The sequence below is a fragment of the Pedobacter sp. Leaf170 genome, from assembly GCF_920984665.1.
Classification (GTDB): domain Bacteria; phylum Bacteroidota; class Bacteroidia; order Sphingobacteriales; family Sphingobacteriaceae; genus Pedobacter.
In genome coordinates this window covers 150,010-164,679 of record NZ_CAKLBP010000004.1, presented here as the reverse complement: position 1 = coordinate 164,679, position 14,670 = coordinate 150,010, and the positions used below count along the sequence as shown (strand labels likewise).

Sequence of the window (14,670 nt, the reverse complement as noted above, 5' to 3'; positions counted from 1 at the left end):
GGGGTGCCTGTAAGGCGGGGGTGGCTATTTAAAAATATCCTAACTTACAACAATTTAAAATTTTCCCGAAATCAGGATATCCACAATAGCTTATTTCTTTTTAGCTTTTCTTTTTGCCAAAGTTTTATGACTAATTCTTGCAGGGCGTTCTGCCATTTCAATTTTGAGTCCTAATAAATCGCGAATAACAACTGATGCGCACGTACCGCCAAAAGCCGCCGGAAGGTAAGAAACTGTTCCGTAGGCAGAACGCTTAAAATTGCTGCCGTCTGTCATTATCATAGATTTTTTGTCCATTTCTTCAGTAGAAAAAACCGCCCTGATTTTATCTGCTCCAACGAGTTTGTTCAATCGCTTACGCACATAACTTGCAAAAACACATTGATAAGTATCGGGCAGCATTGCTATTCTGAGCTTCGTAGGGTCCATTTTGCCACCAGCACCCATAGAACTAACAATTGGAATGTTTTTCTCCAAAGCTTTTGATAGAAGTGTGATCTTCGGCATCACACTATCAATGCAATCCATAATATAATCAAATTTCGATTCTAATATTTCTCTGCATTTTTCGGGCGTTAGGAAAGTATTTACTACATGAAGTTTCAATTCGGGGTTTATGGCCAACAACCGTTCTTGCATAATGGCAGCTTTACTTACACCGTGATTGGTAGCCAATGCAGGTAATTGCCTGTTTCTATTGGTTGGGTCTACAACATCACCATCAACAATGGTCATTTCGCCAACACCAGCTCGACAAATAAATTCTGCTGCGAAAGAGCCTACGCCTCCTAAACCGACAACTAACACATGTTTCGATTGTAATTTATCAATTCCGTCATTTCCCACTAAAAGTGCGGAGCGTGAAAGCCAGCTAGTATCAGACATTTATTTAAGTAAAAAGTGTAAAGTAAAAACTAAAAGTAAAAATGGTTATAGCAAACTCAATTATACCAGTTAGCAAAAATATGTGCTTTTAAGATATTATTTTTCACTGACCCGGAACATGGATTAAAACGAAATAAATTTCTTAAAGCTTCCACTATTTCTGTGTTTCCGTTGCAAAGCTAAAGTAATTCCAATTTCTTCCAGTTTGCAAAAATAAGGGCTTTTAACTCATCAACCGAACATTTTTTTATAATAGAAGCAGCCTGGTAAATTTCTTCAATGGACGTTTCCGAATCATCGGTTTCCAGAAAAAAGTTGTCACTTTGTTTAATCAGCTTTGCTGCACCGGAATTTTCATTTAAAATAGCTGCTCCTAAAGATATTAAAAAGCCTTTTGCCAATAGTTGTTTCCCTAATTCTTCATTTTTATTGAAACCGTGAATTATCAACGGCACTTTAATGCTCAATCTATCTTTAACTTCTATTAATTCTGCAAATGCTTTTACACAATGCAAAATCATGGGTTTTTTCAATTGCTCTGCTAAAGCAATTTGTTGCTCAAAAATATAAATTTGGTCTTCCAGGCTTTCGCCCTTTAACTTATCTAAACCACATTCTCCAATCAATTTTACATTCTTCTGTTTAGCCAGAACAGTTAAATATCTTAATTGAGTTTCGAGTAATTCTTTTTTAGCGTACCAAGGGTGTAAGCCAATTGAAATGGGTTTGGTTTTCGGCATTGCCAAGAAAATATCGCTGGTTAGCGAAAGACTTTGAATACTAATAACTCCTTTTTGCTGAGTAGTTTTATGAGTGTGTACATCTAAAAAATCCATTTCGCTACAAAGATAGTATTTTGCAAAATTGTATTTATTCTGTAAAAGAAATGTGGGATAATCTATAAAAATGGTAGTCTTTATTACTTTTACGCTATTATATTAAAATCATGAAAAAACTAATCACAATTTTAGCGATTACATTTAGCTCAACACTTGCTTTTAGTCAGGCGAAAACAGCAGGCGTTCATATTTATAATCCGGAGGCTAACGCAATGGCCGATTTAAAAGCCGCAACAGAGAAAGCCGCAAAAGCAAATAAACATGTTTTGGTACAAGTTGGCGGCAATTGGTGTACATGGTGCATTGCCTTCCATAACCTGGTTGATACTACTGCTATTTTAAAACAAACAATAAACGATAATTTCGAGTACGTTTTGGTGAATTGGGATAAAGACCACCATAACGATGAAGCTATGAAATACTTAGGTTTTCCAAACCGTTTTGGTTACCCTGTTTTTGTGGTTTTGGATGGAAAAGGGAAGGTGTTGCATATTCAGAATTCCGCTTATCTCGAATCAGAAGAAATTGGAGCAGACGGTAAAAGAAAAGTTGGTCATGATGTTAAAAAAACAATTTCCTTTTTAAAGGGATGGACCGTTGCAGCTGTAGATCCTGAAACTTACAGGCCTAAAACCAAATAAGTTTAAAGACTAAAGTTTAAAGCCACAGATAATCAGATTTTAATTCTGATGATCTGTGGCTTTTTTGTTAATCATCCAAGTCATCTTCCTTCAAATCATCAACATTTAACTCGTAAGATGGTCTGGAAGCCTCATCAGCTTGTTTTAATAAATCTTTGTCGTGCTCTACTTTTGAGGTATCGCCATCCAATTCATTTATGTTTTCTGTATCGTCTTCCCTGCGTAATGCATCATTTGGGTCGTTCGAATAATCTTCGTTTTCTGGGTCTATCATAACAATAAGTTTTTATAGATAGATAATGATTTTGGGCGAAGATTTGTTTTAATGATTTTTCTTTAAATGAAGAAAGCCACAGATTTACAGATTATTCTAACTCATAAAATCTGCAAATCTGTGGCTCCTTTTAAAGCTTTTTTAAAGGCTTACATGCCATCGCCAAACTTATAGTTCGGCAAAATGCTTACCGGTAATTTTCCGGTAGGTACCAATCTGTTATTAATTACAGCCGCGGCCGAAACTTGCATATAATCTTCTTTCTGATAACCGATAATTAAACCTTTACTGTTTTCTAATCCTGGTAATCCGGCAAGGTTATAAGGGTTTGCAAACAAAGCAAATACGGTGTTTCTGGTCGATAAATCTTTAATAAAACTTTTAACACCTGCATTTAACTGAATGTTATTTGCTGGTCTTGCCCGGCTATCATGAATACCTACAATTACCTGGTCAAAAGCGGCAATTTCTCTCGCTACGTTCGATATTTGCGTAGCACTTGCATTTTTGTCAAGCACATAATAAACGGAATTGTAAAAACCTTTGGCTACTTCCTTTTGAAATCTGGTAACCGATGGCACACCAATACTAACAATTGCAGTTCTTCTAATTGGGATTAAGTTTTTAATATAATCCTTGCCTTTTAACATCGTTACAGAAGCATTCGCCAACTCCTGCACAAGTGCATTGCTAGCATTACGGTTAATGCCTGCAATTAAACCCTTGGTAACAACCGTATCTTTTTGCGATAAACCTGCCCAGTATTTAGCCGTCAAAATTTTTCTCACACTGGCATCAATTGTTTTAATATCAACTCTACCCTGACGAATCGCTCTACGAACCAAATGAATTGCCCTGTCGCTATTTTCCGAAAGCTCCAGAATATCATTACCGGCAATAATGCCCAATAAATCGGCTTCGCCCCCTTTAAAATATTTAACAACGCCTTTCATATCCATAGCATCCGAAATAATTAAGCCTTTAAAACCTAATTTCTCTTTCAAAATTCCGGTAACAATTGGTTTTGATAGGGTAGAAGGTAAATTTGGCGTATTATCTAAAGATGGAATATTCATGTGCGCAATCATCACTCCTGATGCACCTTGCTTTATCAATTCTCTAAATGGATAAATTTCCAAAGTATCCAGTCGGGTTGCGCTAAAAGTTAGCTGTGGCAAATCATAGTGCGAATCTACATCTGTATCACCATGTCCGGGGAAATGCTTTAAGGTAGTTAGCAAACCACCATCCTGCATGCCTTTCATATATGCACCGGTTTTAACCGCAACATTAAATTTGTTTTCTCCAAAAGAGCGGTAGTTAATTACCGGGTTTTTCGCATTGTTATTAATATCCGCATCGGGTGCCAAATTCATGTGCATACCCAAACGCTTATAATCTTTAGCCACTTCAAGCCCCATTTTATAAAGCAATTCTTTGTTTTGGATGGCGCCCAAAGTCATTTGATAAGGATATGAAATTGTACTATCTAAACGCATACCTAATCCCCATTCGCCATCATTGGCAACAATTAATGGTACGCGACTTACCTTTTGATAGGCATTTGTAGCCACAGCCTGTCTTACCGGGCCACCCTGAAAGAAAATTACACCACCAAGCTGTTCCTTTTTAATTACCAAACCAACCGAATCAGTATATTTCTGACCTAAATTAGTATGCGCCCTAACGAAAAACATTTGCGCAATTTTTTCTCTTCTATTTAATTTTTTAAATACAGAATCAACCCATTTTGGCTGATTAGCTAACATCTCTATATAAGAATTTTGTTGTGCGTGTGCATAAATTGCAAGCGTAAATAGGGCAATTAAGGTAATTAAGTTCTTTTTCACGGTGTTTTATTGTGTCGGCTAAATTAGTAAGTAAAATGTTAATAAAACAAAAACCAATCTAAGTAATCGATTTAATACATTTTAAAATTTAAAGTTGTGCGTTATAAAAAGCCAGGATTTTTATAAAAATATTTGGAAAACGAATATTCAGTAATACTATCAAAACTGCAGTCCTGCTTTCTGTTACAATCCTTTTAATACTTACAGAAGTGGCAATCTTTATCGTTAACCATCAAAAAAGGTATTTTCACGTCAATCCGGTTTATCTAACAAAGGCAGTATTTCAAATACAAAATTCAAAAGCCAATGCATCATTTAATAAAAAAATTAAAACATATTGTAAAATCAAAAGTTAATACAATAACGCTCTGGATAAAATATTAACCTAAATTTTTTAACCATGAAAAATGTAAATACACCTAAGAATAATCCTACAGTTCAGGGAAGTTCTATTGCCGACAGAGCAAATCACGACGTAAAAGTTGATAAGAAAATTCAAGGTATAACCAATGGCGGCGGACAACGTTCAGACCAAACCTCGAATAAAGATAATCAGCGTAAACACGATAATAAGAAATAGTATAATGTAAGATGGAAGAAGGAAAATGTATGATGGGATAGTTACTTTGGTTTACACTTCGTATTTTCCGTCGTCCATCTTACATTTTCCATTCCCAATTTTCCTTTCTACATATTCTTTCAGCCATTTACCCTATTCTATTTTCCCATTTACGTCTTCAATTCCTAATTTGGTTCATTAGCCAAAGCAATAATATCTTTTCCTTCTAATACTTTACGTTCGCCATTATGGCTTAAGGTATTAATCATTGCATCAGCAAGTTCTTCCATTGTACAAAAACCATTCGGGAAAAACTTTCTTCCGATAGGAAACATCCAATTCACATAGTTATAAAATTTATGTGCAAACTTTTGTGTTTTAATTGGTTTTATAAAGCCTGGTCTTAAATTATAAACCTGCTCAAAAGTTAGTGCGGTTAAATCATTTTCAGTTTTACCTTTAACTTTTTGCCATTTTAATCTTCCCTCCGGGTTGGTTCCACTACCAGAAACGTAGCAAAAAGTCATATCCTTATTTAACCTGCTTAATGTTTGTGCAACATGCATGGTCAATGTATATGTCATTTTATAATAAGTATCATCATCTGCACCAACTGATGTTATCCCTAAACAAAAAAAACAAGCATTATAACCTTTTAACTGCTCCTCAATCGAGCTAAAATCAAAAAAGTCTTCACGTATAACCTCTTTCAATTTAGGATGTAAATATCCACAAGGCTTACGGTTGATTACCAGAACAGCGTCAATTTCTGGGCTGTTTAAACACCTGATTAAAACGCCTTCGCCAACCATACCCGTGCTGCCGGTTATTATAACATTATTTGTTGCTCTGCTCTTTCCCATCTTTAAGTTTTATATATCAACCTCTAAAATTAATCATTGTTTTGCTTAGTAAACTCCAAAAAACTTTTCTTTATGTAGCTAAGCAACTGATAATCGTTCATTTTTTTTATCTCGGCTGCCGATGGACGATATTTGGTTATAAATTTTTGTAAAGAATCGCCTTCTAATTTCGTTAGAGAAACGATTTTTTCAACATCAAATCGGTGGTCTATGTATTTTGTTTCTTCATCTTTAAGCTGCGCTTTTTTCAGTTTTGAAACAGAAGATTTATTCTTCGCTAGTAAGCCCGCTATTTTCAAAACATCAACACTAAATATGGATGAGGTAGAGTTTGATACCAGATTAGAACCAGGTGTTTTATAGCGCAAACCTTTCTTTACAATTACATCCTTAATCGTTAACTCCTTATAGGCAAAAACCTTCGCAAAGTCTTTCCTTAACTGAATAGAATCTTTAAGATAATCCCGTTTCGGATAAATGGTAATCTCCTGAAGATTAATTTCTGATGCTTTAAGCAGAATTACAACTTCTTTAAATCTATTACTAAGGCTAACTTCCTGATTTATGTAACCTAATTTTTTAATGCTTATAAACTTAGTTGAAGTATCTCTAACAAATGAAAATTTACCAGTATAAGAGGTGATGCTGACACGATTGCCATAACTAACTATTGCATTTTCGATTGGCAACTTCGAAATATTATCGAGCACTTGCCCGGTAATTAATTGCTGGGCAACAATTTTGTTCGATGTTATAATTAGTACGAAGATAAGGAAGTAGCGCATTAGGTCAATATATTACATAACAATATGGTTTTCATAAGTTTAACATTACTTAACGTTTTAATAAGCATAAAAAAAGCCCTGCAAACTATTTAAAACTTGCAGGACTTAATATCAATTTGGGTTCGTACTATCTAATAATAGTTCCCTGCATTTTGTAATCTTTTGGTGGTTCTGCGTTTAATAAATGCTGCACAAAATAATCCCATCTTCTTCTCATCATATACGGCGAGTAAGCACCAAAGCCATGCGCACTATTTGGAAAAATTACCAAATCGAAAGACTTGTTTGCTTTTTGAAGTGCTTCCACAACCAATAAAGTATTTGATGGTGGAACATTATCGTCCATCATACCATGCACAAGCATAAGTTTACCTTTTAAATTTTTTGCATAATTTTGGTTTGCCTGCGCTTCGTAATCAGCATTTTCTACTAAACCGTTGTAGCGTTCTCCCCAGTCATCCTCATAGTTTCTGTTGTCGTGGTTTCCCGATTCAGCAATACCAACTTTAAAGAAATCCGGATAACGAAACATTGCTGTAGCTGTAGCAAAACCACCACCCGAATGTCCCCAGATACCAACTTTTGTTGTATCCATCGGGTATTTTTCTGCAAGTTGCTTAATCGCAGTAATTTGATCTGGCAATGTGTTTTCAGCCATATTTCCGTAACTCATATCATGAAAACTTTTTGAGCGGTCTGGGTTACTTGTTCCCTCAATTACCACTACAATAAAGCCTAACTCTGCCAATGCCTGGTTGTCGCCTCTTGATGCTGAAAATGCCCAGCTGCCCACACTTCCACCCTGTGGACCTGGATAGATATAATCAATTACAGGATATTTTTTCCCGGCTTCCATTTTTGTTGGCGTAAAAACCAAACCATAAATATCAGTTTTGCCATCGTGTGCTTTTACCGAAACCGGGGTTGGTGCTTTCCAGCCGGTAACGGCTAGCCTGCTTACATCTGTTTTTTCTAAAGTGGTAATTAATTTACCATTTAAATCTCTTATAACACTAACCGATGGAACATTTGGCTGAGAGTAGGTATCGAAAATATAATTTCCCGAAGGTGAAAAACTACTCACGTGATTTCCTTCTTCCGGAGTTAAAGAAACCATCTTTTTACCATCAAATCCGATTTTATAAAGATGTGTGAAATATGGGTTTCCTGGTTCCTTTCCATTTCCTATAAAGTATATTGTGCGGGTTTTTTTATCAACCTTTACAACTCTCGCAACCACAAATTCGCCTTTGGTAATCTGATTTTTAACTTTTCCGGTTGTAGAATCGTACAAATAAAGATGCCCCCAGTTATCTCTTTCAGAATACCAAATGATTTCTTTTGTGGCAGGTAAGTATCTCCAGTTTATGGCGCCCTGGCCCGATTCATATTGCGTTTTAACTACTTCTTCAAAAACCTCCCTTACCGCACCGGTAGTTGCATTTGCAATGCGGAATTTCTCTATTTTATGATCTCTCGAAGTTGAAACAAAAGCAACTTCAGAGCCATCTGCTTTCCAGTCAATATCATCAAAAGTGCCACTGCTCGAAATATCATCACTTAAAGTTGCACGGTGTGGATCTGGTGCTACATTTAAAGAAATCACCTTTGGTTGCTCCACATCAATAATTACACGTCTGATGGTTGGAATTTCTTTATCTCCCGGTAAGGGATATTTCCACGCTTCTAATTTTGGCGAACCAACATTTGTGGTCACTAAATACATGTCTTTTGTATTACGCTGATCTTGCTGAAATGTTGCAATTTTTTTTGAATCTGGCGACCAGCGAAGGATGGCGCCATCGCTGTGTTTCCAGCCGGCGTTATCCGTAGCATAACCGTAATCCTTAATGCCATCAGTTGTTAATTGGGTTAATTTACCCGAAGCAACATCCTTAACATAAAGGTTATAATCTTTAATTAGAATAGATTTTTTTCCATCTGGGGATAAAACTTCGCCTCTTGATCTACGTGGTCCCGGTGCAGAATTGCTGGCTTTGTAATCAGTTGTTAGCGTTTTTGTGTTTGCTTTTGGGTCAACCAAATAGCTTTTCTCCTCGCCGTTTATTTTCACCGAATACCAAAATTTATCACCATCAAGCCAGTTCGGACGCACACTTCCTGCATCTATAAATTTCTCGGTATTGTAACTCATAAAGCTTTCAGCACGCTCATAATCTTGAGCTGTAAAAGCAGTTTTTTGTTGTGCTGTAGCCGATAAAGCCAAAGCAACAACCGTTACGCTTAATAAATATTTATTCATTTTTAGGTTTGTTCTTTGCGATAAAATTAAAACTGTTTTCTCATTAGATTTTAATTTATCAATAATAATACAAAAAAGAAACGTATGGCTTTTATTCGGATAGGAGTTTTAAAAAAATTAGAAGTAAATGCTTGGGTTTGTGACTGCATGAATAAGTGTGGAATTCAAAAAAGCGGAGAGGGCGGGATTCGAACCCGCGGTACCTTGCAGTACACACGCTTTCCAAGCGTGCTCGATCGACCACTCTGACACCTCTCCGAATGGACAGCAAAAATATATTTTTTATTCAAAAAAAATGCTCCCAAAATTAATTGGAAGCATTTAATATTTCTTCGTTATCGAAATTAATCAATAACAGTGATTTTTAACATATTGGTTTTACCTTTTGCTTCCATTGGGATAGCGGCAGTATTGATAATGATATCTCCTTGCTTAACCAATTTTTTGCTTTTAAGGAATTCGTTAACCTCAATGATTGTATTATCTGTACTTTCCCATTTATCATAGTAAAAACCTCTAACACCCCATAATAAACTTACTGCATTTAATAAAGCACGGTTGCTTGTAAATATGAAAGTTAACGCTTCTGGGCGGTGACTAGAAATTTCGAAAGCGGTGTAACCACTCAAAGTCATAGAAACGATACCAATAGCGTTTGTTTGTTTAGCCAAGAAACAAGCCGAATCACAAATCGCATCACTTAAAAATGATGGAGATTTTGGTTTTAAAAACTTATCAGGATGGAATGGATAATTGTTTTCTTCGATGTTTTGAATGATTTTTTGCATGGTTTCGATAACAATCAGCGGGAATTCACCTACCGAAGTTTCTCCACTTAACATCACCGCATCTGCACCATCTAAAACGGAGTTAGCCACATCATTAACCTCGGCACGTGTAGGGCGAGGTGTGGTAATCATACTTTCTAACATTTGAGTTGCAACAATTACCGGTTTTGAAGCTGCTCTACATTTTGCAACTATCATTTTCTGTAATAATGGAACTTCTTCCATCGGACATTCAACGCCTAAATCTCCGCGGGCAACCATAATACCATCTGTTACAGCGATAATTTCATCAATGTTTGCGATAGCCTCCGGTTTTTCTATTTTGGCAATTACACGAGCAGTTTTTCCACGCTCAGCAATTATTTTTTTAAGTTCGATAATATCTTCGGCCTTACGAACGAAAGATAAACCAATCCATTCAACATCGTTTTCAAGAACAAATTCTAAGTTTTCTCTATCCTCTGGAGTTAAAGATGGAATTGAGACTTTAGTGTTTGGAAGGTTTACACCTTTTCTTGATGTTAAGATACCACCATGAACGATTTCACAAACTACTTCATCTTTCAAGTTTGTAGAAATCACTTTCATCTGCAGCTTTCCATCATCTAAAAGGATGATTTCACCTGCCTGAACATCTTGAGGAAAGTTTTGATAAGTGATGTAAATACGCTCTTCGTTACCGATGCACTCTTGCGTAGTAATTATTGTTGTTTTACCGTTGATAAGGTTAATGCCACCTTCTTTAACTAAACCGATACGAATTTTAGGGCCTTGTAAATCGGCTAAAATTCCAACATTATAATCGTATTTTTTATTTAAATCGCGGATTGTATCCAATACCGCTTGGTGATCTGCTTGTGAACCGTGTGAGAAATTTAAACGACAAACATCCAAACCTGCATTAAACATGCTGTATAATACATCTGGTTTAGCTGAAGCGGGGCCGAGTGTGGCTACAATTTTTGTTCTGGAATGAAAAGGTTTCATTTAATAATTGTTTTAGCAATGCTGTTTTGTATCTAATTAATCATCTAAATTAATTAAACTGCATTAATATTTATATATAATTTGTTTTGTACAGTTTTTTATAACCCTCAAATATAGTGTAATTAATACACCAAGTATATAATTTTTATATTACCAAATTCTCTTTCGATTTAAGTTTGGTGGGGTCTATTTTTGCAGCCACCTGAATATCAGGCAGTTTGTTTAATCCATTTATTAAATAATTCAAATCTTCCTTATCAATAAATTCTTTAATGATAATAAAAAAATCAACATTATTCATTTCCGGAACCAAAATTCCATCGCTGCTTTTATTACTTATCAGGTAATATTCTGTTTCTCCTTCCTCAACAAAAAAGTAATATTTAGAAAAATACCAGGCTGGTTCGTCAATGTTAAAAAATATTTCATGGTCGTCTATCTTCTCAAAGTGAGTGTTTAAACGCGTATTAATTTTGTGGCATAACACATAGTCTTTTAACGGGGCAGTTACCGCAATTAGTGTAAAATCAAGGTCTAAGGTTAATTTTAGGTAAGTTTTATTCAAGGCGAAATAAATTATTTACAGAACGAAATTAAAAAACTAATTCTATATTCGCTTGTTATTTCAGAGCCAAATTTAGGTGTCGAAATAAAAACATTTGAAAATTGTAAGAATTTATTTTTCTTTGCACAGAATTATTTAACCATTAAATTATAAAATTATGTCTGATATTGCTTCAAGAGTTAAGGCTATTATCGTAGAAAAACTAGGTGTTGACGAAAGCGAAGTTACGCCAGAGGCTTCATTCACCAACGATTTAGGTGCAGATTCTTTAGATACCGTAGAGTTAATTATGGAATTTGAAAAAGAATTCAATGTAGCTATTCCTGATGATCAGGCTGAAACCATCGGTACAGTTGGTCAAGCGATTGCTTATTTGGAAAAAAACGTTAAATAGAATTACGCTTTTTCAGTATAAATGGAATTAAAAAGAGTAGTAGTAACAGGGTTGGGTGCGCTCACTCCTATAGGCAATAATGTTCCCGATTTTTGGGAAGGATTGACTAACGGGGTGAGTGGCGCTGCTCCTATTGTGGGTTTTAATACTGAAAAGTTTAAAACTAAATTCGCTTGTGAAGTAAAAAACTTTAATCCTGAAGATTTTTTGGAGAAAAAGGAAGCTCGCAAGCTAGATCCGTTTGTACAGTATGCTCTTGTGGCTACCGAAGAAGCCGTTAAAGATGGAGGATTCGATTTTGAGAAATTGGATACCAACCGTATTGGTGTAATTTGGGGCGCAGGCATCGGTGGATTGAAAACTTTTTTGGATGAAATTTCAAATTTCGCCAAAGGAGATGGTACGCCAAGATACAATCCATTTTTTATTCCTAAAATGATTGTGGATATTGCTCCAGGGCATATCTCAATTAAGTATGGCTTGCGTGGGCCAAATTTTGCAACTGTTTCGGCATGTGCTTCTTCTACAAACGCAATGATTGATGCATTCAACTATATCCGTTTGGGTATGGCAGATGTTATCATCAGCGGTGGTTCTGAGGCTATCATTAACGAAGCAGGAATGGGTGGTTTTAATGCCATGCATGCATTATCTACACGTAACGATGATCCGCAAACGGCTTCACGTCCATTCGATAAAGATCGCGATGGTTTTGTTGCTGGTGAAGGCGCCGGAACTATTATTTTGGAAGAACTTGAACATGCTAAAGCAAGAGGTGCAAAAATTTATGCCGAACTTGTTGGTGGTGGAATGAGCGCTGATGCAAATCACATTACAGCTCCGCATCCCGAAGGTTTAGGTGCCAGAATGGTAATGTCTAACGCTATGAAAGATGCAGGATTAACAACTGCAGATATTGATTACATTAACGTTCACGGAACTTCTACTCCGCTTGGAGATATTAGTGAAACCAAGGCTATTGGTGATTTATTTGGTGAAGATGCTTACAGGTTAAACATCAGTTCTACTAAATCAATGACCGGGCATTTACTTGGTGCTGCTGGCGCTATTGAAGCAATTGCTGCAATTCTTGCTGTTAAAAATGATATTGTTCCTCCAACAATTAATCACTTTACAGATGATCCGCAATTTGATCCAAAATTGAATTTCACATTTAATAAGGCTCAAAAACGTACTGTTAGAGCTGCTTTAAGTAATACATTTGGTTTCGGTGGTCATAATGCTTCAGTAATTTTCAAAAAGTACGAAGATTAATTTTATCAGCCCTTGCTACATAATTTTGTATGCTAGTTAAAATTAGATAACTTAGTTAAATATGCTCTTAAGCCACTAATTCTGTTATTTATTTAATGCCGATATTAAAATTATATAAACTTTACATCTCTCCCGAAAAGGAATTTGTTAAAAAGCTAAAGAATATTCTTGGGTTTATACCAGGTAATGTAACGCTATATAAAATGGCGTTCAGGCATCGCTCTGCAGCAAAAGTTTTAAAAAACGGTAGTAGAAGTAGCAATGAAAGGTTAGAGTTTTTAGGCGATGCCGTACTGGGTTCAGTTATTGCTGAATTACTTTTTAAGCATTATCCATACAAGGAAGAAGGCTTTTTAACTGAAATGCGATCTAAAATTGTAAATCGGGCAAATCTTAATCAGCTTGCTAAAAAGATGGGTTTTGATAAGATGATTCAATTTGATCAGCGCTCAGTAAGTATTCAAACAAAGCATAATTCTATGTTAGGCGATGCCTTTGAAGCTATAATTGGCGCAATATACATGGATAAAGGCTACAATTTTACCAAAGAGTTTTTACTACGAAGGATTGTTAAGCCCCATATTGATATTCATACACTTGAGTTAACGGAAACTAATTTCAAGAGCAAACTTATTGAATGGTGCCAAAGACACGGTAAAGATATCATCTTTGAATTGGTAGAAAATGGTGAAGGCGAAAGCAATAAGCTCTTTACCATTAGCGCTGTTGTTGAAGGCGAAAAGGTTGGCATTGGCAGAGATTATAATAAAAAGAACGCTGAGAAACTAGCCGCCGAAAAGGCTTGTGAAGCGCTTTCTATCTAATTTGACTTTGAATTTTGTTAAACTGCTTAATTTGGCGTTATCAGAAGCTTTAAAAGATTGACTGACTTGCCAGAATTAAAACACAACAAAAAACTTATTTTCCTTTCCCTAAAGTATCGGTAAATTTCTTAGAGGTTTCTTTGATGTATTTGATATAATCGTAGCTATTCCAATATTGTACTTTTTGATATTCAGGGCGATAATCAATCATGTATTTTTCTAACGTATCACCTCTTAATTCTGTATTATTTTTGATTATAGAAGGATTGAAGTAAACATCAATTTGCGATTGCTTAATTTCATTATCTGCATAGCGACCAAATCTTCTGGCATTTTTTGGGTCTTTACCGAATAAATTATAAACAGCATTTAATGGATGGAACACAGATGATAGAATGGAAGATTTGCCACCATTGTAAACGCCTTTGTTTTTAAATTCCCGGCTTATTTCTGCTAAATCCTGCTTTTTAGTATTGCCATAAATAGTTACGTCGTTTAAAACTGTACTGCCTCGTACCAGATAAATTAAAATATCTTGCTGACCATGAATAATAATCCTTTGGTCGTTTAAATATGTTTTGCTGATTAAAAGTGTATCTCCAACTGCCGCTCTGATTTGAAACATCCCCAAATCATTACTGGTAACGCCCGTTTTTGTGCGTACATTGGTAATATTTGCCAGCGCTACCCTAACATTAGCACCTTTTTCAAACACAACACCTTTCACAATAAAATCCTGAGCTTTTGATGATAGGCTCATAGTTGTAACCGTGACTAATAAAATAAAAAGGTATTTGAAATTCATTTAGCGGTATTTTCTGGTAAAATTAACAATTGCTGCTGAAGTAAACTGTTAAAAAAACGTTAACGCTTATTAA

At 35.6% G+C, this 14,670-nt stretch carries 15 protein-coding genes and 1 tRNA gene; 5 read left to right on the top strand and 11 right to left on the bottom strand.

Annotated features, from left to right (window positions below):
- Positions 1 to 90 precede the first annotated feature (90 nt).
- Positions 91 to 885, bottom strand: a complete 795-nt coding sequence (locus LUA90_RS11495; protein WP_231491026.1) for a ThiF family adenylyltransferase — start codon at positions 883 to 885, stop codon at positions 91 to 93.
- Positions 886 to 1,064: 179 nt separating this feature from the next.
- Positions 1,065 to 1,721: a TatD family hydrolase gene (locus LUA90_RS11490; RefSeq protein WP_231491025.1), complete on the bottom strand. Its 657-nt coding sequence runs from the start codon at positions 1,719 to 1,721 to the stop codon at positions 1,065 to 1,067.
- Between the two features lie 110 nt (positions 1,722 to 1,831).
- Here LUA90_RS11490 and LUA90_RS11485 point away from each other — a divergent pair, with 110 nt between their 5' ends.
- Positions 1,832 to 2,365 carry a thioredoxin family protein gene (locus tag LUA90_RS11485; protein WP_231491024.1) on the top strand — a complete coding sequence of 178 codons (534 nt, stop codon included), beginning with the start codon at positions 1,832 to 1,834 and terminating at the stop codon, positions 2,363 to 2,365.
- 67 nt (positions 2,366 to 2,432) lie between these two features.
- Here LUA90_RS11485 and LUA90_RS11480 read toward each other — a convergent pair whose 3' ends face one another.
- Positions 2,433 to 2,639, bottom strand: coding sequence for a hypothetical protein (locus LUA90_RS11480; RefSeq protein ID WP_231491023.1), 207 nt, complete (start codon positions 2,637 to 2,639; stop codon positions 2,433 to 2,435).
- Between the two features lie 149 nt (positions 2,640 to 2,788).
- Entirely contained in the window at positions 2,789 to 4,489 is a 1,701-nt protein-coding gene (locus tag LUA90_RS11475; RefSeq protein WP_231491022.1) for a glycoside hydrolase family 3 protein, read from the bottom strand.
- Between the two features lie 400 nt (positions 4,490 to 4,889).
- On the opposite strand from LUA90_RS11475, the gene LUA90_RS11470 reads away from it, so the two are divergent.
- Complete coding sequence (locus LUA90_RS11470) at positions 4,890 to 5,069, top strand: hypothetical protein (RefSeq protein ID WP_231460413.1); 180 nt, start codon at positions 4,890 to 4,892, stop codon at positions 5,067 to 5,069.
- Positions 5,070 to 5,233: 164 nt separating this feature from the next.
- On the opposite strand, the gene LUA90_RS11465 is transcribed toward LUA90_RS11470, so the two are convergent.
- The 6 genes from LUA90_RS11465 to LUA90_RS11440 form a co-directional block, all read right to left on the bottom strand.
- The gene (locus LUA90_RS11465; RefSeq protein ID WP_231491021.1) at positions 5,234 to 5,911 is read right to left on the bottom strand and encodes an epimerase; all 678 of its coding nucleotides are present in this window, start codon (positions 5,909 to 5,911) and stop codon (positions 5,234 to 5,236) included.
- A 29-nt stretch (positions 5,912 to 5,940) separates the two neighbouring features.
- Entirely contained in the window at positions 5,941 to 6,696 is a 756-nt protein-coding gene (locus LUA90_RS11460; RefSeq protein WP_231491020.1) for a carboxypeptidase-like regulatory domain-containing protein, read from the bottom strand.
- 127 nt (positions 6,697 to 6,823) lie between these two features.
- Positions 6,824 to 8,959 carry a S9 family peptidase gene (locus LUA90_RS11455; RefSeq protein ID WP_231491019.1) on the bottom strand — a complete coding sequence of 712 codons (2,136 nt, stop codon included), beginning with the start codon at positions 8,957 to 8,959 and terminating at the stop codon, positions 6,824 to 6,826.
- Between the two features lie 173 nt (positions 8,960 to 9,132).
- Positions 9,133 to 9,217 (bottom strand) — tRNA-Ser (locus LUA90_RS11450).
- Positions 9,218 to 9,303: 86 nt separating this feature from the next.
- Positions 9,304 to 10,734, bottom strand: a complete 1,431-nt coding sequence (gene pyk, locus LUA90_RS11445; protein ID WP_231491018.1) for a pyruvate kinase — start codon at positions 10,732 to 10,734, stop codon at positions 9,304 to 9,306.
- Positions 10,735 to 10,879: 145 nt separating this feature from the next.
- Complete coding sequence (locus LUA90_RS11440; RefSeq protein WP_231460408.1) at positions 10,880 to 11,299, bottom strand: IPExxxVDY family protein; 420 nt, start codon at positions 11,297 to 11,299, stop codon at positions 10,880 to 10,882.
- Positions 11,300 to 11,456: 157 nt separating this feature from the next.
- Here LUA90_RS11440 and LUA90_RS11435 point away from each other — a divergent pair, with 157 nt between their 5' ends.
- The 3 genes from LUA90_RS11435 (at position 11,457) to rnc (ending at position 13,792) form a co-directional block, all read left to right on the top strand.
- Positions 11,457 to 11,693 carry an acyl carrier protein gene (locus LUA90_RS11435; RefSeq protein ID WP_008508386.1) on the top strand — a complete coding sequence of 79 codons (237 nt, stop codon included), beginning with the start codon at positions 11,457 to 11,459 and terminating at the stop codon, positions 11,691 to 11,693.
- 21 nt (positions 11,694 to 11,714) lie between these two features.
- On the top strand, positions 11,715 to 12,968 hold the full coding sequence (gene fabF / locus LUA90_RS11430; protein WP_231460407.1) for a beta-ketoacyl-ACP synthase II: 1,254 nt from the start codon (positions 11,715 to 11,717) through the stop codon (positions 12,966 to 12,968).
- A 95-nt stretch (positions 12,969 to 13,063) separates the two neighbouring features.
- Complete coding sequence (gene rnc / locus LUA90_RS11425) at positions 13,064 to 13,792, top strand: ribonuclease III (RefSeq protein WP_231460406.1); 729 nt, start codon at positions 13,064 to 13,066, stop codon at positions 13,790 to 13,792.
- Positions 13,793 to 13,886: 94 nt separating this feature from the next.
- Here the strand turns inward: rnc and LUA90_RS11420 are convergent, their stop codons facing one another.
- Positions 13,887 to 14,597 carry a hypothetical protein gene (locus tag LUA90_RS11420; protein WP_231491017.1) on the bottom strand — a complete coding sequence of 237 codons (711 nt, stop codon included), beginning with the start codon at positions 14,595 to 14,597 and terminating at the stop codon, positions 13,887 to 13,889.
- Positions 14,598 to 14,670 lie beyond the last annotated feature (73 nt).